At 45.4% G+C, this 18,647-nt stretch carries 16 protein-coding genes; 6 read left to right on the top strand and 10 right to left on the bottom strand.

Annotated elements, in window-relative coordinates; translation table 11 throughout:
- Nucleotides 1–377 precede the first annotated feature (377 nt).
- The 4 genes from AC3B6P_RS09325 (at nucleotide 378) to AC3B6P_RS09310 (ending at nucleotide 5,701) form a co-directional block, all read left to right on the top strand.
- Complete coding sequence (locus AC3B6P_RS09325) at nucleotides 378–1,286, top strand: LysR family transcriptional regulator (RefSeq protein ID WP_489805857.1); 909 nt, start codon at nucleotides 378–380, stop codon at nucleotides 1,284–1,286.
- 398 nt (nucleotides 1,287–1,684) lie between these two features.
- The gene (locus AC3B6P_RS09320; RefSeq protein WP_489805856.1) at nucleotides 1,685–2,890 is read left to right on the top strand and encodes an NAD-dependent formate dehydrogenase; all 1,206 of its coding nucleotides are present in this window, start codon (nucleotides 1,685–1,687) and stop codon (nucleotides 2,888–2,890) included.
- A 64-nt stretch (nucleotides 2,891–2,954) separates the two neighbouring features.
- A complete protein-coding gene (locus AC3B6P_RS09315) occupies nucleotides 2,955–3,473 on the top strand; it encodes an HPP family protein (RefSeq protein WP_489805855.1) in 519 nt (172 codons plus the stop codon).
- A 626-nt stretch (nucleotides 3,474–4,099) separates the two neighbouring features.
- Nucleotides 4,100–5,701 carry an L-lactate permease gene (locus AC3B6P_RS09310; protein WP_489805854.1) on the top strand — a complete coding sequence of 534 codons (1,602 nt, stop codon included), beginning with the start codon at nucleotides 4,100–4,102 and terminating at the stop codon, nucleotides 5,699–5,701.
- A gap of 74 nt (nucleotides 5,702–5,775) precedes the next feature.
- Here the strand turns inward: AC3B6P_RS09310 and recO are convergent, their stop codons facing one another.
- The 10 genes from recO to hpnA all read right to left on the bottom strand — a co-directional run bounded on the left by recO (nucleotide 5,776) and on the right by hpnA (nucleotide 16,546).
- Complete coding sequence (gene recO / locus AC3B6P_RS09305; RefSeq protein ID WP_489805853.1) at nucleotides 5,776–6,504, bottom strand: DNA repair protein RecO; 729 nt, start codon at nucleotides 6,502–6,504, stop codon at nucleotides 5,776–5,778.
- Nucleotides 6,505–6,586: 82 nt separating this feature from the next.
- Nucleotides 6,587–7,492, bottom strand: a complete 906-nt coding sequence (gene tsf / locus AC3B6P_RS09300) for a translation elongation factor Ts (RefSeq protein WP_489805852.1) — start codon at nucleotides 7,490–7,492, stop codon at nucleotides 6,587–6,589.
- A 118-nt stretch (nucleotides 7,493–7,610) separates the two neighbouring features.
- Nucleotides 7,611–8,399, bottom strand: a complete 789-nt coding sequence (gene rpsB / locus AC3B6P_RS09295) for a 30S ribosomal protein S2 (RefSeq protein WP_489805851.1) — start codon at nucleotides 8,397–8,399, stop codon at nucleotides 7,611–7,613.
- Nucleotides 8,400–8,553: 154 nt separating this feature from the next.
- Entirely contained in the window at nucleotides 8,554–9,177 is a 624-nt protein-coding gene (locus AC3B6P_RS09290; protein WP_489805850.1) for a nucleoside phosphorylase-I family protein, read from the bottom strand.
- On the bottom strand, nucleotides 9,177–11,120 hold the full coding sequence (gene shc / locus AC3B6P_RS09285; protein ID WP_489805942.1) for a squalene--hopene cyclase: 1,944 nt from the start codon (nucleotides 11,118–11,120) through the stop codon (nucleotides 9,177–9,179). Before shc ends, AC3B6P_RS09290 begins: the two co-directional genes overlap by 1 nt.
- Nucleotides 11,121–11,196: 76 nt before the next feature.
- Nucleotides 11,197–12,489 (bottom strand): hydroxysqualene dehydroxylase HpnE, encoded by a 1,293-nt coding sequence (hpnE, locus tag AC3B6P_RS09280; protein WP_489805849.1) that lies wholly within the window; start codon nucleotides 12,487–12,489, stop codon nucleotides 11,197–11,199.
- A 2-nt stretch (nucleotides 12,490–12,491) separates the two neighbouring features.
- A complete protein-coding gene (gene hpnD, locus AC3B6P_RS09275; RefSeq protein WP_489805848.1) occupies nucleotides 12,492–13,370 on the bottom strand; it encodes a presqualene diphosphate synthase HpnD in 879 nt (292 codons plus the stop codon).
- Between the two features lie 61 nt (nucleotides 13,371–13,431).
- Nucleotides 13,432–14,337 carry a squalene synthase HpnC gene (gene hpnC, locus AC3B6P_RS09270; protein WP_489805847.1) on the bottom strand — a complete coding sequence of 302 codons (906 nt, stop codon included), beginning with the start codon at nucleotides 14,335–14,337 and terminating at the stop codon, nucleotides 13,432–13,434.
- Nucleotides 14,338–14,358: 21 nt separating this feature from the next.
- Complete coding sequence (locus AC3B6P_RS09265) at nucleotides 14,359–15,507, bottom strand: glycosyltransferase (RefSeq protein WP_489805846.1); 1,149 nt, start codon at nucleotides 15,505–15,507, stop codon at nucleotides 14,359–14,361.
- A gap of 49 nt (nucleotides 15,508–15,556) precedes the next feature.
- Nucleotides 15,557–16,546 carry a hopanoid-associated sugar epimerase gene (gene hpnA, locus AC3B6P_RS09260; protein ID WP_489805845.1) on the bottom strand — a complete coding sequence of 330 codons (990 nt, stop codon included), beginning with the start codon at nucleotides 16,544–16,546 and terminating at the stop codon, nucleotides 15,557–15,559.
- 132 nt (nucleotides 16,547–16,678) lie between these two features.
- Between hpnA and AC3B6P_RS09255 the strand changes: the two genes are divergently transcribed.
- Together AC3B6P_RS09255 and AC3B6P_RS09250 are read left to right on the top strand one after the other, a co-directional pair.
- The gene (locus tag AC3B6P_RS09255; RefSeq protein WP_489805844.1) at nucleotides 16,679–17,698 is read left to right on the top strand and encodes a lysylphosphatidylglycerol synthase domain-containing protein; all 1,020 of its coding nucleotides are present in this window, start codon (nucleotides 16,679–16,681) and stop codon (nucleotides 17,696–17,698) included.
- A gap of 13 nt (nucleotides 17,699–17,711) precedes the next feature.
- Complete coding sequence (locus AC3B6P_RS09250) at nucleotides 17,712–18,611, top strand: prephenate dehydrogenase/arogenate dehydrogenase family protein (protein ID WP_489805843.1); 900 nt, start codon at nucleotides 17,712–17,714, stop codon at nucleotides 18,609–18,611.
- The last annotated feature ends 36 nt before the right edge of the window (nucleotides 18,612–18,647 follow it).

Raw genomic sequence — 18,647 nt, 5'->3', positions numbered from 1 at the left:
ACCAAAGTTATTATATACATCACAATAATAGTCCATTCTATTTAGACAAATATGAAATATTCTATTAATTTTAAAAACATATTTTACAGTTTTTTTATGCTTAATGACTCATGATCGTAGCAGAAACTCTGTAACCTGCTACCAATCTGTTTTAAGAAATGATGCTAACTTTTTCTTTTATCAAATGAAATTCCATAGAATATCGTTCAGCTTTATAAATGGAACGCATTAATCAAATAAATCCTTATGGCCTAACAAAAGGAAATCAAAAGACCATAAGATGACGACTACAAACAATATTTTGATGTTTTTTATCGTCGCCTCAAATAACAAAATCTGTTAATTCTGAATTTCAGAAGTCACAAGTGATGAGGCAAATGATGCTGATCCGACATCTGAAATTTTTTGTTATTCTCGCTGAAGAACAACATTTCAGCCATGCAGCTGAAATCTGTTGCGTGACACAACCTACACTTTCCCAGGCAATCCGCAAGCTTGAAGAAGATCTTGATATAGCCCTTATCGTCAGAGGGCATCGTTTCGTCTCCTTAACGCCTGAAGGAGAAAAAGTACTACACTGGGCCAGACAGATTCTCTCTGACTATGAAAGCCTTCGCGATGATTTAAACGACAAGAACAAAGATGGCCTCAAAGGGACCTTAAGGCTCGGCGTTATCCCTGCTGCTATCCCCTCAGTTCCGTTTATTTCGCAGTTATTTGCCAAACAGAATCCTCATGCTCACATAGAAGTCCATGCCATGTCATCACGGATGATTGAGAAATCTCTCGAACATTTCGAAATTGATGGTGGCATTACATATCTCGATAATGAACCGCTCGAACATGTCCGGTGTTTTCCGCTCTATCATGAACAATATGTTTTTGCATGTCGCAAAGAGCATCCACTGGCTGACAAAGAAAGCATCAGCTGGGCTCAGGCCACCAAAGAACCTTTATGTCTTTTATCCAGCGATATGCAGAATCGCAGAATCATAAATGGCATCACAGCGAGCGTCGGTCTGGAACTCTCACCACAGATTGTCAGTAATTCTTTTCTCGGAATTGCCTCCCATATACGTTCCGGCCAATGGTGCTCAATCGTCCCTCGTGCTTTTGGACTTATTTTTGATCCTACAGGCGATATTGCCATGGTTAAAATGGTAAAACCCGTTATTGAACAGACAATCGGCCTGGTTTTAACAGACCGTATGCCACAGTCACCAATGGCAATTGCCCTCCAGAAATGCGCTCAGAATATTAATATCGAACAGAAATTTGAAGCCTGACACGCAGGAGCAGACATTAATAAATTAAAGTAATTATAAAATATATCATAATCACAAAAGAACATAAAAAAGTATTTTTATTGTATTTTTTATCATTACACGAAAACGTTATTTCTATCATAACCCATCACATGAAAGCTACATTTCATTGGAAAATCCGTAATTACGTATCGCTCTATCAAATTTATCTATTGATCCATAAGAAACTCCCATTAGATCAGCTTTAAGAACCATGTGTATCGTTCTTTTCGTCTCAAAAGACACCTCATTTACTCAGAGGCATCCAGAAAAGGACTCCCAAGATATCGTCCGAATATTCGGAAAATCTATCAGATAATTCTGTAAATTTACTAAATGGGAAGAAGGCTGGATGCCTCGCGATCGAAAGATTTTTTATTATGGCTAAAGTTGTTTGTGTTCTTTACGACGATCCCGTAGATGGTTATCCCACATCCTATGCACGCGATAGCCTGCCAACTGTTAAGGACTTTCCAGACGGACAGAAATTGCCAAGCCCCAAAGGCATTGATTTCAAACCCGGCACTTTGCTTGGGTCCGTTTCTGGTGAACTTGGTCTACGTAAATATCTGGAATCACACGGTCATGAACTGATCGTAACATCTTCAAAAGATGGTCCAAATAGTGATTTGGAAAAACATCTTCACGATGCTGAAGTTATTATTTCACAACCGTTCTGGCCTGCTTACCTTACAGCTGACCGCATTGCCCGTGCTCCAAAACTGAAACTGGCCCTGACAGCTGGTATCGGTTCTGACCACGTTGACCTCCAGGCTGCTATCGACCACAAAATCACGGTCGCAGAAGTTACATATAGTAACTCTCACTCAGTTGCAGAACATGTTGTCATGACCATGCTTGCCCTGGTTCGCAACTATCTTCCCTCCCATGAATGGGCTGTCAAAGGCGGATGGAATATTGCTGACTGCGTAGAACGTTCATACGACATTGAAGGCATGCATGTGGGAACAGTTGCTGCTGGCCGTATCGGTCTGCGCATTATGCGCCTTCTGAAACCATTTGACGTCCATCTACATTACACAGACCGTAAACGTCTGCCTGAATCAGTTGAAGAAGAACTGAACCTGACCTGGCATCCTACACGTGAAGATCTCTATCCTGCCTGTGACATTGTCACATTGAACTGTCCTCTGCACCCTGAAACAGAGCATATGATCAATGAAAAGACACTGAAGCTCTTTAAACGTGGCTCTTATCTAGTCAATACTGCCCGTGGTAAACTCTGCGACCGTGACGCTATCGTCGCAGCGCTTAAATCTGGTCAGCTTGCCGGTTATGGCGGCGACGTCTGGTTCCCACAGCCTGCTCCGCAGGATCACCCATGGCGCACAATGCCTCATAACGGCATGACACCGCACATCTCCGGGACATCCCTGTCAGCACAGGCCCGTTATGCAGCTGGAACACGTGAAATCCTCGAATGTTATTTCGAGGGACGTCCAATCCGCGACGAATATCTGATCGTTGATGGCGGTGCTTTGGCTGGAACAGGTGCACGCTCTTACTCAAAAGGTAATGCAACTGGTGGCTCTGAAGAAGCAGCACGCTTCAAAAAAGTCAAATAAGCCTGATTATTTTGGCCCGCGCAGTTATAAATTACGCGGGTCATTTTTTATCCATAGGAAATGGATGATGTCCCAAGACGCCAATAATTCAGCCGCTATCTCTACAATAAGCGCGCATTTACAATCGGTAAAAAAGAACCTTCTCCCTTCGGCCATTTCTGGTCTTGGAGGCATGTTTGCTATTTTTCCGCTTATTGAGCTGACAGTGGGGTTTCATTACGCTTTGCTAATAGCCCCTTTTGGCGCAAGTTGTGTTCTCCTGTTTGCATTGCCCCAGAGCCCTCTTGCACGGCCACGTAATGTTATTGGAGGGCATTTTTTATCATCACTGGTGGGGCTGCTCATACTCCACTTTATCGGTGATGGTGTTTTTGCAATGACTTTTGGGGTTGGTCTGGCCATCGCAATCATGCAACTGACAGGTACCATTCACCCTCCTGCTGGAGGTGATCCGTTAGTCGTGATTCTCATAGGTGCCAGCTGGTCTTTTCTTATTGCGCCCATCCTTATCGGGACCAGTGCGCTTGTTATTGTCGCTTTCCTTTACCATCGTTTCCTCTCAAAGCGACTCTATCCTGTCTAAAATCCAATTTCTGATATGTTTCCATGGCGGACATAAAATTTTGGCGTGTTCTGATTTTTCCCCTAATTTAAAAATATGCCAAAAGGGATTTTCCGCCATATCCAGAAAAAAAACGACCTGAATTTTCCTTCCCCGAGCACTACGTATGGCTTAGGACGGGCTTTATAATTCACAGAATATAATCAATTTTCTTCGGTCCTTCGGAGTATATTCCTGATCTACCTCAAGAAATTCTCTCGAAGAAGTGATCCCCTCCTCCCAAAAAACAAATCATCCCATAAATTATTTATCGCTGTCTTTATATATGTGCATATATTATAAATATATATATCTAATAATCATTTTTCTTATATTAAGATATAAAAGTTAGATACAAACATATATAATCATATGTAAAAAATATACTTTGTGAATATATATTAAATATATGCGTAACAATTTTCTGTAATAACTAATTTTCTCTTTATAAAACTACAGAAACATATTTCATTGACGAATCTGTGAACAAAAAACGAAAATATATAGATTGCTTTCCAAAATACAATGTTCATTATAATCCTAATTTTTCATGGATGAGATGTCATATTTCGCCGTGAAGACACTTTCTTTTTACAAAGTAAAAAAACATGTTTTCACAAACTATCATACCTGCTGGAAACAGCCTCTTTTTATCCTTCTCTCTCGCTGCGGCGCCCATTCTTGTCACACTTATCATGATGGGTGTTTTAAGACGTCCGGCGTGGCAATCTACTCTTGGGGGGCTTGCTGTCTGTCTGGTCCTTGCTATCACAATCTGGGGTATGCCCATCTCTACTGCCTTTTCCAGTCTGACTAATGGAATGGTCTTTGCAGTCTTTCCAGTTATGTGGATCGCTATCAGTGCGATTTTTCTTTTTAATATCGCCAAGGAAACAGGACGTTTTGACGCTTTCCGCTCGTGGATCATAAGCCATGTCCCCAATGACAGACGCATTATGCTCATTATTATCGGATTTTGCTTCAGCACAGCCCTGGAAGGAATTGCCGGATTTGGAAGCCCTATTGCCATTACAAGTGCCCTGCTCATCATGCTGGGTTTCCCTGCCCTTGAAGCCATCTCATACGTCTTGATTTTTAATGCGGCCGCCGCAGCTTATGGTGCCCTGGGTATCCCGGTTACAGTACTGGGCTCCATAACGGGTCTGCCTGCACCTATCCTGGCAAGCACTTCGGGACTTCTGATGGCACCCCTTTCAGCGATGATGCCCTTTTATGTCATGGTACTTTATGGGGGCTGGAAATCTGTCAGACAACTCTGGCCGGTCTTGCTAGTAGCAAGTCTGAGCTTCACACTGTCAATGGTTATTGTCACTATTTTCGTGTCTTATAACCTGACGGACGTCCTTTCAGCCTGCATTTCTCTCATCATAACAATCGGCTTTCTTCATATCTGGAAACCGAAACCTGACGCAGCTTATGCTGTAACAGACAATGTAAATCACTCCTCCACACAGAACGAAGTTTCCATCCCTCAATGGCATGGCTGGATCCCCTGGGTTGTCGTGACTATCATGGTCATTATCTGGAATATTTTCCACATCTCCAAAATAGGTGCCCTGACAATTCATTGGCCCGGTCTTGATAATAAGGTTTTCATTACCCTTTATCACAAGCCCTATGCCGCCATCTGGAATCTGGAACCCCTTGGAACAGGAACGGCCATTTTCCTCTCTGCCCTGATTACTGCCATATTGACGAAAGCCTCGTTCCATCAGTTCAAAAATGCCCTCTTCATTACGGCCAAACAGGGATGGCTTGCTGTCATCACCGTTGCCCTGACAGTAGGATTTTCCTTCCTGATGAACTATTCGGGTATGACATATACCCTTGGCTTCGGGATCGCTTCAACAGGTGCATTCTTCCCACTGGTCTCTGTTTTTCTGGGATGGATTGGTGTTTTCCTCACAGGAAGCGATACGGCCGGCAACGCCCTCTTTGGCAATCTCCAAGTCTCAGCGGCACATCAGCTTAATATGGACCCGACACTTTTTGCTGCGGTCAATGCAGCAGGAGGCGGTATGGGGAAAACAATTTCACCCCAGAATATCGCCACAGGCGTTTCCGTCACAACCCTGAAGGGTCAAGAAGGCATTGTTCTTGCCAAGACCATCAAACATAGCCTCTTCTTTACCTGTCTGATGGCGGTCATTGTCGTCCTTTTCCAACATCTCGGCATTAAGTTCGGATAAAACCATACTCAAAGAGAGAAGAGAACATTTTCCATATTTCTCTTCTCTCTTTTAAAGAAAAAAGAACCAGGTAGCTAAAGGCTTTCCAGCTGTTCCGAGAGTCTTTTCCTTGCAGAAGGCAAAGGACGGTTCAAAACGCCGAAAACAGATTTTTCAAGAAAATGTCCTGTAATCTTCAGACCTTGCTGCCATTGTTCTTTTGAACCTTCATCTTCTGCATCAAGCAATAAATGTGGCAACGGGAAAAGCCGGTCTTTCCATTCCCCTGCTCCTTCTGCACTGACTGCTTTCCCCGTGCGCGGAGAAATATAGGCCAGATGATCATGCTTCCCTGTTACAGTACAACATGAAAGATCAAGCCCATAACCAAGCTGCCTTAAAACCAGCCCTTCCCACCGGATATAATCTGCCCAGGCAGGACTCTGGGGAAAGACAGAAAGCTTGTTAAGAAATTTCACCAGCTCAATAAAAAGATCAGGATAAGACTCTTTTCCCGGCACACCATTGGCACAGACTGCACACGCACTTGTCATTAATGCCAAGGAAAGAGGATAATCCAGCAAGTAACCGCTGATCGTCTTTACGATCTCACCACTAAAAAGACCTAGCTGCTCAGACAGGCGCGCTTTCCATTGTATCATTAGGATATTACCAACCTGCCAGAGAGGTCGCTGCCGGGTTGAATTCCCCCCCCTGCATAAACCTTTCCACACGCCATGGGTTTGTGTCAGGACTGTTACCAACAGGTTGCTTTCTCCCAGCGCTTCTGCACGCAGGACAATCGCTGGAGCTTCCCATTCCATGACATTTCTCTCCTAAAAATTAAAAAGGCCCTCATATTTCATGAGAGCCTTTTTATAAGGTCAAGAAAATTCTGACTGGAATTTAGTGACCAGCAGCTTTCGCAACTTCAGCGGCAAAGTCATCAACCTGTTTCTCAATGCCTTCACCAAGCTGGAAGCGTTCAAAAGCAACGAGCTTCGCAGCAGCTTTTTCAATTACTTTTTTAACACGTGTTTCACCATCATGCACCCAGACCTGTTCCAGAAGCACAACTTCTTCGTAGAATTTACGAATACGCCCATCAATCATTTTCTCAATGATTGCCTCTGGCTTCCCGGATGCACGAGCCTGCTCTATGAGAACAGCGCGTTCACGCTCAAGGGCTTCTGGATCAACACCAGAAATATCGAGCGCGGCTGGACGTGTTGCAGCAACATGCATGCCAATCTGACGGCCTAGTGTTTCGATTGCTTCACTCTCAGATGGAGCTTCAAGAGCAGCAAGCACACCGATACGACCAATACCTGGACGCAGAGCGCCATGAACATAGCTTGCAACGACACCAGAAGGAACAGTCAGCACAACAGCACGACGCAGAGACATATTCTCGCCGATTGTAGCGATAAGATGTGTCAGTTCATCGGAGACTGTACGGCCTGAAGGTAAAGTCGCAGCCTTGATTTTTTCAAGATCATCACCAACTTCCAGTGCCACTTGAGCAATCTGCTCAACAACATTCTGGAATGCTTCGTTACGGGCAACAAAGTCTGTCTCGGCATTTACTTCAACCATAGCGGCTTTATTTTTGCCAGAAGCAACGCCCACAAGCCCTTCAGCGGCTACACGACCTGATTTTTTCGCAGCCTGGGAAAGACCTTTTTTACGAAGCCAGTCAATGGCGGCTTCCATATCCCCGTCAGTTTCAGTCAGGGCTTTTTTGCAGTCCATCATGCCTGCGCCAGTAGATTCACGGAGTTCACGAACCTGGGCAGCTGAGATCTGAGCCATATCATCACCTTTTATATAAAAATCCATGCAGTCAGGTTCCTTTCCCTAACTGCATGGGTCTAATTTTCAAAAAAGCAGTTCCTGAAACAATCATTTCAAGGAATATAAGCTGCTTTCATTAATTTGCAGGAGCTTCTTCAGCGGAGGCAACAGCCTCGGTGATTTCTGCTTCAACAGGGAGTTCCTCAGAGGCTCCGATGTCCTGACCGGAAGCGGCCAGTTCAGCAGAAATACCATCAAGAACAGCGCCAGCCACCAGATCACAATAAAGGGTGATTGCACGAATGGCATCATCATTCCCAGGAACAGGGAAATTCACACCTTTAGGGTCTGAGTTACTGTCAAGAATTGCCACAACAGGAATACCAAGCTTGTTAGCTTCTTCAACAGCAAGCTTTTCCTTATTGGTATCAATGACGAAAAGCAGGTCAGGAAGGCCGCCCATATCCTTGATACCGCCAAGTGAACGCTCAAGTTTTTCACGATCACGAGTAATATCAAGAATCTCTTTTTTCGTAAGACCCGTTGTATCACCAGCCAGCATTTCGTCTATTGAACGCAGACGTTTAATGGAGTTGGTGATGGTCTTCCAGTTTGTCAGCATGCCACCGAGCCAACGGTGATTGACGTAATACTGCCCACAACGCTGTGCTGCCTCAGCAACATGCTCGGAAGCAGCGCGTTTCGTTCCCACGAAAAGTACACGACCACCAGCAGCAACGGTATCACGGACTTGTTTCAGAGCGCGATCCAGCAAAGGAACTGTCTGCTGAAGATCAATAATATGAACCTGATTACGGACACCAAAAAGATAAGGAGCCATCGCTGGATTCCAGCGACGTGTGTGGTGACCGAAGTGAACACCAGCTTCAAGCAGCTGACGCATTGTAAATTGAGGCATTGCCATAATAAGCAACCTTTATAATCTGGTTAATCCTCCGCATGATGCGGCCTGTTCCCAGGCACCAGAAAGTCTGGATCATACGTGCGAGATAGCACCTTTCCCTCAACAGGAAAGGTAATTTCTTCTATCTTCTCATCCCGAAAATAGCAAGTCTGTTTCAAAAATGTTCAGACAGAAACACCGCCATGACATTTCGCGCCTTGGCAGCATTCTGCCCTAACTTGATCAAGGCATATATCTGGGAAGGATGACGAAACAGGGAGTTCATAAGACCGGGAATGTAAATCTTTCCATCCCTTAAACCGGCCGAAGCTGCAGGAGGCAAATCCTGAGAAGCATCATCACAAACGACACGCAACGCCGCAAAAGGCAGACCTGACTGAGCCACGAGGCCGCTTTCCATATCAACAGCGCTACACCCCGTCTCTTCCCATATCCGTTTTTTCAGCAATGACGTCTCAATCATGACGGCACTATGGAAAATCCCGCCCCCTTGGACCTTTTCACTCCTAAAGCGGTTTACCTGTTCACTATTACAGAAATATTTCTTACCTTCGGCGTAAATATAGTCTGGAACAGTTATCGTGCCTGGAGGGGAAGCTGGATCCAATCCCCCTGCACAGCCAAATGATAATAATTCCGTTGCCCCGGCCTGTATAAGAGTCTGTAGAGCCTTTTTACCCTGCTGTTCGCAGGCATGGCTCAAGGCTATCTTCGCCTCTGGGAAAGCCCTGGCAGCAAGCTTTGCTTCTGCTGCCAGGCCGGTCAGGATTCCCAGCATTAAAACCCGAACTCTACATGGCCTGAGTTACTGCTGCCGAGATTACGGTAGCGTGAAAGCGCCATAAGGGGGAAAAACTGTTTGTAACCATGGTAACGCAGGTAGAAGACCTTTGGGAATCCTACAGCATTATAGGGTTCTTCATGCCATTCACCATTCTCATCCTGAGCCTTGGCAAGATAGGCAATACCACGTTTAACCGCTTCTGAATCGCGTTGACCAACAGCCATTAAAGCCAATACAGCCCAAGCTGTCTGTGTAGGAAGACTGGTCTTATAAATGCCGTGCTTAGCCCCTTCATAACTGGCGCAATCTTCACCCCAGCCCCCATCTTCACGCTGTACTGACTCCAGCCATTTAATCGCACGGACAATCATGGGGTCAAAATGAGACACACCGGCAATATTCAGGCCGCAGAGCACAGACCATGTTCCATAAATATAATTCGTGCCCCAACGACCAAACCAGCTTCCTTCAGGTTCCTGCTCCCGACGAAGATAATTTATGCCTTTCTCAATAACAGCACGGTCTTCAATATGATCAAGCTGAGACAGGAACGAAATACAACGCGCAGAGACATCTGCTGTTGGTGGGTCAAGCAGGGCACCATGATCAGCAAAGGGGATATAATTCAGGAAGTCCATATTATTATCAATATCGAAAGCGCCCCAGCCTCCATTGGTACTTTGCATGCCAATAATCCATTCACGGGCACGCTCAATTGCTTCTTTATTTTCTACCGCATCAAGACGGTGGAGAAGCATGCCGACAACCGCCGTGTCATCAACATCGGGGTAATAATCATTTTCATATTGGAAAGCCCAGCCACCTGGTCGTAAGCCGGGTATATTAATCTCCCAGTCTCCTTTAACATTGAGAATCTGACGTTCTCTTAACCAGGCTGCACTCTTTTTCAAGGCAGCTATCGTCTCTTCACGCTTTACAGCCTTAGGGCCAGAAGCTGCTTCAAGCATAGCCAGACCTGACAGACCTGTATCCCAGACAGGAGACACACAAGGCTGGCAGTAAATTTCACCATTTTTCTCGACAAGAAGGTCCTGAACAGCCTGCCATGCCTGAACAGCTTTGGGGTCATCATCTGAAACACCAATGGTTCGGAACATCATGATAACATTTGCCATTGCAGGATAGATAGCTCCCAAACCACCAGCACTCAGGCGTTCTTCAATGAAGGAAATGGCTTTCTGGACAGCTTTCTTCCGTGTTTTTTTAGGAAAATAAGGTTCCGCCTTGCGTAATATAACGTCAAGATATTTAAAAAAGCGGCCCCATTGGGAACGATAAGGCCCTCTAATCCAGTCTGTAATCTTCTGCGGAGGTGTTACAAATAACTCCTGCACATGAATCTTACGGGGATTGATGGCAACAGGTTTAAACGTCCCCAGAACAAGCAAGGGCGCAATTACTGTACGTGACCAGTAAGACATATTCCATAAAGAAATAAAGGCTTTCCGGGACATCAGCATCAGCTCAACAGGCATGACCGGTACAGCATCCCAGGGCACTTCACCAAAAAGGGCAAGCTGTATACGCGTGAAAACGTTGCTTCTTTCAGCCCCGCCATGTTTCAGAATAGCAGCCCTTGCTGCGCGCATATGGGGCGCATCGGGGTCGTCACCAAGTGCTTTAAGTGCAAAATAAGCCTTTACTGATGCAGAAAGGTTAAAATCGCCGTCATGGTAAAGAGGCCACCCTCCATGCACACCCTGAATACGCCTGAGATAATGACCTATTTTTTCTTCCTTTTCTGGATCAATACGATCGAGAAAATGCTCAAGCAAAACATATTCTGCCGGGATTGTTGCATCGGCTTCCAGCTCAAAGACCCAGTGGCCGTCTTCTTTCTGACGATGCCCCAAGGCGAAATGACCTTTCTCAATAGAGTGGTCAAGTTTTTCGCCAAAGTCACTTAGATCAGACAAAGTCTCGCTCACTGGTTCCTCCCTACTCGGTTTTGTTGATTCATCTTAAGAACTGAAATTTTCAAAAATTATCTAATCACTGGCCTGCTTTGAAAGCAGAACGATATCCTAAAGCAGTCACAGCTGCCAGGCCGGATTGGATGGCCCCTTCAATTGTGGAAGGCAGTCCCGTATCTGTCCAATCCCCTGCCAACGCAAGATTTGCATATAGCGTTGCGGCACCTGGCCTACGCTTATTCTGCTCCGGTGTAGCAGCAAAAGTTGCTCTTTTTTCCCTGATAAGACGGCTCGCAGGTGTTGCCAGCGGCAGAACACCCTCAATAACAGTATTCAAGGCCTGGGTAATCTCTTCCCAAATCACATCAAGCATCGCTTCATTGGAATAATCAGTATAACGATTTGCGGCACTTACTGTTACAGACAACACGTTATCATGGATGAAGAGCCATTCAGCCATACCGCCTACCAGCCCGACAAACCCTGCTTCTTTCACGGGACTTTTAAGCTTTAATGTATAAGGCAGCCTGTAATGGGCATTGGCGATTGACTCAAACATTGTCGGCACCACTAGATCAGGAAGCAACCCTCCTGCAATAGTGGCCGGCACAGCCAGAATAACAGAATCTTCTGGCTCCAGAGTGACCATACCATCGGTTGTCATGAAAGAGACAAGACGACCATCCTCTTCCTTCAGAGACGTTACACGTGTGCCGACAAGCACCTTACTATGAAACTTCTCCAGATAGGATAAAGCAGGATTTACGAATGTTTCTGATAAACCATTTTTCGCTATCCATGGGCAGCAGGCATGCCCACCCTGCGCCAAGGTCTTTTTAATAATATTACCCAATAATGCCGCACTGCCACTCTCAATATCCGTATTTAAGGCAGAAATCGCAAAGGGAGCCACTAAACGCCGTGTAAACTCTCCCCCATCCAGACATTCAGCTACTGTTTTATCAGGTCCAGCTTTTATCAGGCGACTGAGGACAAAAATTTCTTTTAAAGCCATCCCAGGGACGCGTGCCCGGCGATTCAAAAGCCAGAAAGGAATCTTCCCTTTTGAAAGACGCAAGCACCATCCCAGACTGTCTTCCAGGTCATACCATGGGAAAATAGGTCTCCCCGGCCCTTTCAGCGTATCTCTCGCACCGATCAGGTCCAGATAGCGGAAGGCATAAGGATTGGCTGATAATAACATATGATTGCCATTATCAATCGTTGTTTCCAAGGCACGATCATAAAAAGAACGTGCACGTCCTCCACAAACGGGACCCGCCTCATAAATCGTAACCTGGGCTTGCGGCGCTAGCTCTATGGCCGCGGAAAGGCCAGCCAGCCCTCCTCCTATGATATGAACATGCCCCACAATTACACCCCTGCAAAAGCCCGAAGAATGGAAAATCTCTTGCGTAATGGATTAATCTCTAAAGGAACTTCGGGATTACGCCACCCTCTTTTCTCTAAAGCCGCAAGCGTGACCTTATAAGAAGCCGCCATCAGACGGGCTGGCTTCACAGTATCTGAAGGACATTGTCTCATGGCTTTATCTGCTTCCCGGAAATGATCTCTGGCCCTGCCTACCAATATTCGGCAGACAGGATCCAACCCCCGTGCATAAATTGCCTCAGATGGGTCCAGTGGAACATCAAAACGCTCAAGAAGTTCTTTAGGCAAATAAAGGCGGTTCTTCCTGGAATCTTCAGAAATATCACGAAGAATATTTGTTAGTTGCAACGCTCTACCCAAATGATAGGCAAGAACTGCACCCTCATGATGTGGTGTCCCGAATACCCTGATAGATAGACGCCCGACGGCTGAAGCGACACGATCACAATAAAGATCAAGTGTTGCTTCGTCAGGCGCTATTATGGGCCCTCGACAATCCATCAACATGCCTTCTATGACGTCATCAAAATCTTTTTTTCGTAAATGAAAACGTTCAATAGCAGCAACCAGCACATTATCCAGGGCACCAGAAGTCTTTCCCTCATATAAGGCATTTAGACGGTCAAACCATGCCATCAGGGCCTGTTCCGGATCTTTATCACCTGTATCACCATCGGCAATATCATCGACAATCCGACAAAAGGCATAGACAGCGTACATACCCTGCCTACGCAAAGGCGTAAGAATCCGCATCCCTTTTCCAAAAGACGTACCAGACCGATCAACAATTTCCTGAACAGCAAGCAAGTCAGAAGGCGCGCAAACCAGACCTAGCGCTTCTTTTTTATGGGAAAAACTCATTATCGTTTCTTCTGCTCCCTCATCTTTACTGCCTCATATGCTCTAAACGACTATGTGACCTCTATTGTCTCTTCATAGAGGAAGGCGCAGCTTTTGGCGACGAAAAATAAGAAAGAGCTTTAACAAGGGCACCAATACCATCTATTGTTTTTAAAGCAACACGTTTTTCAATCGGGTCCTGATAATGCAGATACTCTGTCAGTTTCAGACATAAATTGACGATCACAGCAGCTTCAAGACGCATACGCCTATCACGAATCAGAGAAGGCAGGCGTTTTGCTCTGGTATTTAATCCATCAACCTTCGCCAGAACCCTGTCAAACACGCGTCGAACCCCAGGTTTCGAACGTGCAAGACGTAAATCATCTATGGTAACGCCCTCTTCTTCAAGCCAGGGAAGAGGTAAATAACACCGATCAAGTTTTGTCAGATCATCATAAACATCCTGAAGATGGTTGATAATCTGTAAAGACGTGCAAAGTGCGTCTGAAGCTTCAGACGTTTCTTCTCCTTCTTTATGCACGGCTAATAAAAAGCGCCCTACAGGGTTAGCTGAATAACGACAATAATGCAGTAATTCATCCCAGCTCTGATAACGGTTTTTTTCAGCATCCATAACAAAAGCAGTGATCAGATCTCCCGCCAGAGACAATGGGAGACCTGATTTAAGCATATAAGCACGAAGACGGACCGCAGTCTGAGCATCAGCCCTCATGGGAGCCTGTCTTTCCCCCATCAGTACTTCCCTCAGAGCTAAAAGACGGTCTTTTTTCTGCTGGGAAGACAGTTTCTCATTATCCACCATATCATCAGCAACACGTGCAAAATGATAATAAGCATGGATAATCGGACGGTGAACAGGTGCAATCAGGAAAGACCCAACAGGAAAATTTTCATCACCCATGGTCTTTTCCGATGTTACATCCTCATCACCCCAGACACTTATCTCGCTGATTTCTTTCGTCATTATGCTCTTTTCTTCTGCTTTTCATGAACGCTTATCATAAGAACGCCCTCTCCAGCGTACACCTACCCCCCGGTAATAATCTATAACAGAGCCTGTCGTTGCCATCATATAAAACGTTGCCACCAAAGGCAGTGGCAGAGCACGCCAAAAAGGAAGGTTAAACCATCTGAGGGTTGGGACAAAACTGAGACAACTGACAGCATATACGCTCCCGCCTATCCAGCGTTTCGCTCCCTTCCCCCATATAAAATTACATATAGGCACTAGCCAGATTAGACACATGCCTATGACAGACAAGGCAAAACGCCAAGGAGAAAACTGAAGCTGGACATAAGCATTTCTGGCGATCATATGCCAGATTTCAGAAAGTGAATGATAGCCGCGGATGGACCTGGCCTGCTCACTACATCCAAGATAGAGTTTTCCACCGCTTTTTTTGACATGCGCTGCCAATGTGCAATCATCAATCAGGGCCTCACGTAAGGCCTGTATCCCACCGATTTTCTTTAATCTGCCACATTGCAGCAGAATCGTTCCCCCTGCTGCCCCTGCTATAGGAGAGTCTGGATCTGACACTTTGCGAAACGGATAAAGCAATGCGAAAAAATAAACAAAAGCTGGCACCAGAAACTTTTCCCAGAATCCGCTGCAATTCAGCATGACCATCTCGGAAACAAGGTCCAACTTCTGTTCGACGGCCTTAGCGACCAAAGAGGATAAATGGTCAGGATCGTGAATAATATCGGCATCAGTCAGAAAAATAAAATCCGTTTCCTTCAAGACCTCAAAAGCTTTTTCCTGACCTTGATATACGGCCCATAATTTACCGCTCCAACCCTCTGGCCTGGGTTTGCCTTCTATAATGGTCAGCCGTTTATAAGGGTCATAAACAGTCTCAGCTATCAGAGAGGTTGCATCCCGACTTTCATCATTCACAAGAATAACCTTATAATCCCCTTTATAATCCTGAGATAAAAGGGATCTTAGGACAACATCGATTGTCGCCTCTTCATCACGTGCAGGTACGATAATGCACACAGACGGCAGCGATGATAACTTTAACTGGGTATCTTCTCCTTTAACCCTTTGCAGCCAGGGACCGCCTAGCCAATAATAACCACGCATAAATATAAGATACAACCACACAAAAAAGGCAAATAATGCGGCCATGATTTGATTTTCCGTTGTTTATGTTGTTCATTTATTATGACGGTATTTATTACTTTTTCTTTTGAAACCAGGCAACTGCATCAGCAGCAGCCTCTCCAACCGGTCTGTATGTATAACCCAGTTCTTTCTGCGCTTTAAGTGAAGAAAAGAACATCAATTTTTTTGACATTGCCAGCATTTCTCTCGTAACGCGTGGCTCAATTTTAAAAAGATGGTACAAACCTTCTGACACAATGGCTGCAGGATAAAGAACTGACTGACTGAGCCTGATTCTCGGTGGAGCCACATCTGCTTCCCTGCTGATGAGATCAAATAAATCTTTCAACATAATATTATCGCCACCGAGGATATATTTCTCACCTATTCTCCCTTTTTCCAGAGCAAGGGCATGACCTTCTGCTACATCATCAACATGTACGATATTCAGTCCTGTATCAACATAAGCTGGCATGCGCTTGCGAACACAGTCCCAGATCATCAGACCTGTCGGGGTTGGTTTAATATCGCGCGGACCGATAGGCGTTGAAGGATTTACAATTGTCGCAGGCAGGTTTTCTTCCCGAATCATCTGAAGGACAGCCTGCTCAGCACGATATTTGGAGCGTTTATAAATCCCGGCAATCTGGTCCTCAGTCACAGGGCTTGCTTCGTCAGCGGGAATCCCATTATGGGCTGTTGCCAGGGCTGCTACTGAGGAGCAATAGACAATTTTCTCGACACCTGCTTTCTGTGCCAATTTCATAAGCTGGCGCGTTCCCTCAACATTGGCACGCATCATCTCATCGGGGTTTGGTACCCATAAGCGATAATCCGCTGCAAGATGAAAAAGATAACGCACCCCTTCAAACGCTTTTATAAGCGTTTCAGGGTGAGAAATATCTCCATAAACAACCTCTGCTTCCAGCCCTTCAATATTGGTCTGATCTGAAAAAGGACGAGCCAGAAGGCGCAGTTTATGGCCTCTTTTTTGCAATACACGCGCTACCGCTGAACCAACAAACCCGGTTGCACCCGTAATCAACGTTTTGTCAGAAGCCATGTTTTGCCAGTTCCACCCCATGAAAAATCTTTATGGGGGTATAATACGAAATCACTCTCCTGTAAAAAGAATACCCCAAAGAGAAGAAACTGTTTCATCTCTCACTCTAGAGAACAAAAATTTATTCTTTTCATGACACCAACCTTAAAAAAAATCATCCCTTATGGCCTGACTTTTATCGGCATCCTGCTTTTTGCCTATCTGACTGCTCAAGCAGGAATCGGACCTATTAAAGCAGCACTTTCTAAAGTTGGATTCTCTGGTTTCTTGGTCCTTATCTTTCTTCAGCTGATCATTAATTTCGGATTAGGATTTTCATGGAAAGGAAGTGTCGCAGAAATATCATGCAAACGCCTGATTTTTGCTCGCTTCGTTAGAGATGCCGCAGGTGCTTGCCTCCCATTTTCACAATTAGGAGGCATGATTGCCGGCTTAAAGGCGACCGTTCCTCCTCCCTCATCGTATGAGAAAAACAAATCCCTACCCCGGATTGGCTGGGCTGAAGCAATTGCAGCCAATATCGTTGATATTACGTGTGAAACGCTTGCTCAGATCGTCTTTATTCTGTTCGCACTCTTATGCCTTCTTGGCCATCAGGAAGCTGGGCAGTTTATCGCCCCTCTTATTATTGGTCTGGCCCTGCTAACAGCCGGGATTGCCGGTTTTATCTGGAGCCAGAAAAAAAGCGGAAATATCCTCAGTAAAATAGGAATATTCCTTTCACGTCACATTGCTGCGAGCTGGGAAGAGACTCTCCATAATAATACAGCATCCTTTCAGACTTCTCTGGAGAAGCTTTGGGATACTCCCGGTCGCATAGCCTGCGGTGCGTTCCTACATCTCATATTCTGGATTTCCAGTGCCGGCATTACCTGGACAGCACTTTATTATCTAGGCATTTCAATTTCATTTTTTGACGCTGTTGCCATTGAAGGCGTTGTCTGCGGCATGATGACTGTTGGCTTTCTGGTCCCAGGTTCCTTAGGCGTGCAAGAAGGTGCTTATATCGCTTTAGGACTTATTTTTGGCATTAGCACAGATATTTCTTTTTCCCTTTCCCTGTTAAGGCGCGGACGAGATATTACAATCGGTGTCCCCGTGCTGATATTGTGGCAATTTTCTGAACTCCGTAATCTGAAAAAAACTCTTTAGTAAAGCAGTTACCATGAGCATAAATCATTCTCCCCTTTTTGAGCGGCTCGTTGTAATAGGACCAGGTTTAATTGGGTCATCCATTCTACGTCGGGCAAAAGAAAGCGGAGATCTGGCACGCTATACGACTGCCATTGACCATAATGAAAAGGTTATTGAACGCGTTAGAGAGCTTGGAATTGCTGATTTCTGCACCAATGACCTTGCTGAAGGCGTCAAAAATGCAGATATTGTCATTCTCTGCATTCCTACTGGTGCTGTCAAAAAAGTAGCGCTTCAGGTTCTCCCTCTCATGAAACCCGGCGCTATTCTTAGTGACGTTGCCTCTGTAAGAGGGCAGTTAGGTACTGAAATCACCAATAAGGCCCTGCCGCTAGGTATTGATTATGTTCCTGCTCACCCAATGGCTGGCACTGAATTCTCTGGCCCAGATGCGGGATTCCCAACTCTTTTTGAAAATCGTTGGTGCCTGCTAACCCCTCCCCCACAGGCCAAAAAATCATCCATTCAGAAGGTTGAGGCATTGTGGCAGAGATGTGGTGCCAAAACGCGCGCCATCACAGACACCTATCATGACCGCATTTGCGCCATGGTAAGCCACCTTCCCCATCTTCTGGCTTTCACAATCTGTGACACTGCGGACCATCTTTCAAGCGATTTACGCGCTGACGTTCTGGAATATGCCGCTTCTGGTTTCCGCGATTTTACGCGTATCGCAGCCTCTGATCCTATTATGTGGCGTGATATTTTTCTCGCTAATCGTGACGTTATCCTTGAAACACTTGACCGCTTCAAGGATGAAACAGAAAAAATGGCCAAAGCAATTCGTGACCGTGATGCCGATGCCATCACGGACCGTGTCAAACGTGGCAAACAAATCAGGCAGACTTTAATCGATAAAGATCAGGTCTGATAATTCTTACAGAAATGCCCGAACTTCATCATCCGG

It is taken from the genome of Aristophania sp. ESL1142, from assembly GCF_058107345.1.
Note: the sequence above shows the minus strand (reverse complement) of the source record. Positions and strands in the feature narration are given on the sequence as shown.

Bases quoted from the DNA above. Each gene is read 5' to 3' on its own strand.
- tsf (WP_489805852.1), bottom strand. From the start codon at position 7,492: ATGGCTCAGATCTCAGCTGCCCAGGTTCGTGAACTCCGTGAATCTACT.
- AC3B6P_RS09310 (WP_489805854.1), top strand. From the start codon at position 4,100: ATGTTTTCACAAACTATCATACCTGCTGGAAACAGCCTCTTTTTATCC.
- hpnA (WP_489805845.1), bottom strand. From the start codon at position 16,546: ATGGCTTCTGACAAAACGTTGATTACGGGTGCAACCGGGTTTGTTGGT.
- AC3B6P_RS09255 (WP_489805844.1), top strand. From the start codon at position 16,679: ATGACACCAACCTTAAAAAAAATCATCCCTTATGGCCTGACTTTTATC.
- AC3B6P_RS09325 (WP_489805857.1), top strand. From the start codon at position 378: ATGATGCTGATCCGACATCTGAAATTTTTTGTTATTCTCGCTGAAGAA.
- rpsB (WP_489805851.1), bottom strand. From the start codon at position 8,399: ATGGCAATGCCTCAATTTACAATGCGTCAGCTGCTTGAAGCTGGTGTT.
- hpnD (WP_489805848.1), bottom strand. From the start codon at position 13,370: ATGAGTTTTTCCCATAAAAAAGAAGCGCTAGGTCTGGTTTGCGCGCCT.
- AC3B6P_RS09315 (WP_489805855.1), top strand. From the start codon at position 2,955: ATGATGTCCCAAGACGCCAATAATTCAGCCGCTATCTCTACAATAAGC.
- AC3B6P_RS09320 (WP_489805856.1), top strand. From the start codon at position 1,685: ATGGCTAAAGTTGTTTGTGTTCTTTACGACGATCCCGTAGATGGTTAT.
- hpnC (WP_489805847.1), bottom strand. From the start codon at position 14,337: ATGACGAAAGAAATCAGCGAGATAAGTGTCTGGGGTGATGAGGATGTA.
- AC3B6P_RS09265 (WP_489805846.1), bottom strand. From the start codon at position 15,507: ATGGCCGCATTATTTGCCTTTTTTGTGTGGTTGTATCTTATATTTATG.
- AC3B6P_RS09250 (WP_489805843.1), top strand. From the start codon at position 17,712: ATGAGCATAAATCATTCTCCCCTTTTTGAGCGGCTCGTTGTAATAGGA.
- AC3B6P_RS09290 (WP_489805850.1), bottom strand. From the start codon at position 9,177: ATGCTGGGAATCCTGACCGGCCTGGCAGCAGAAGCAAAGCTTGCTGCC.
- recO (WP_489805853.1), bottom strand. From the start codon at position 6,504: ATGGAATGGGAAGCTCCAGCGATTGTCCTGCGTGCAGAAGCGCTGGGA.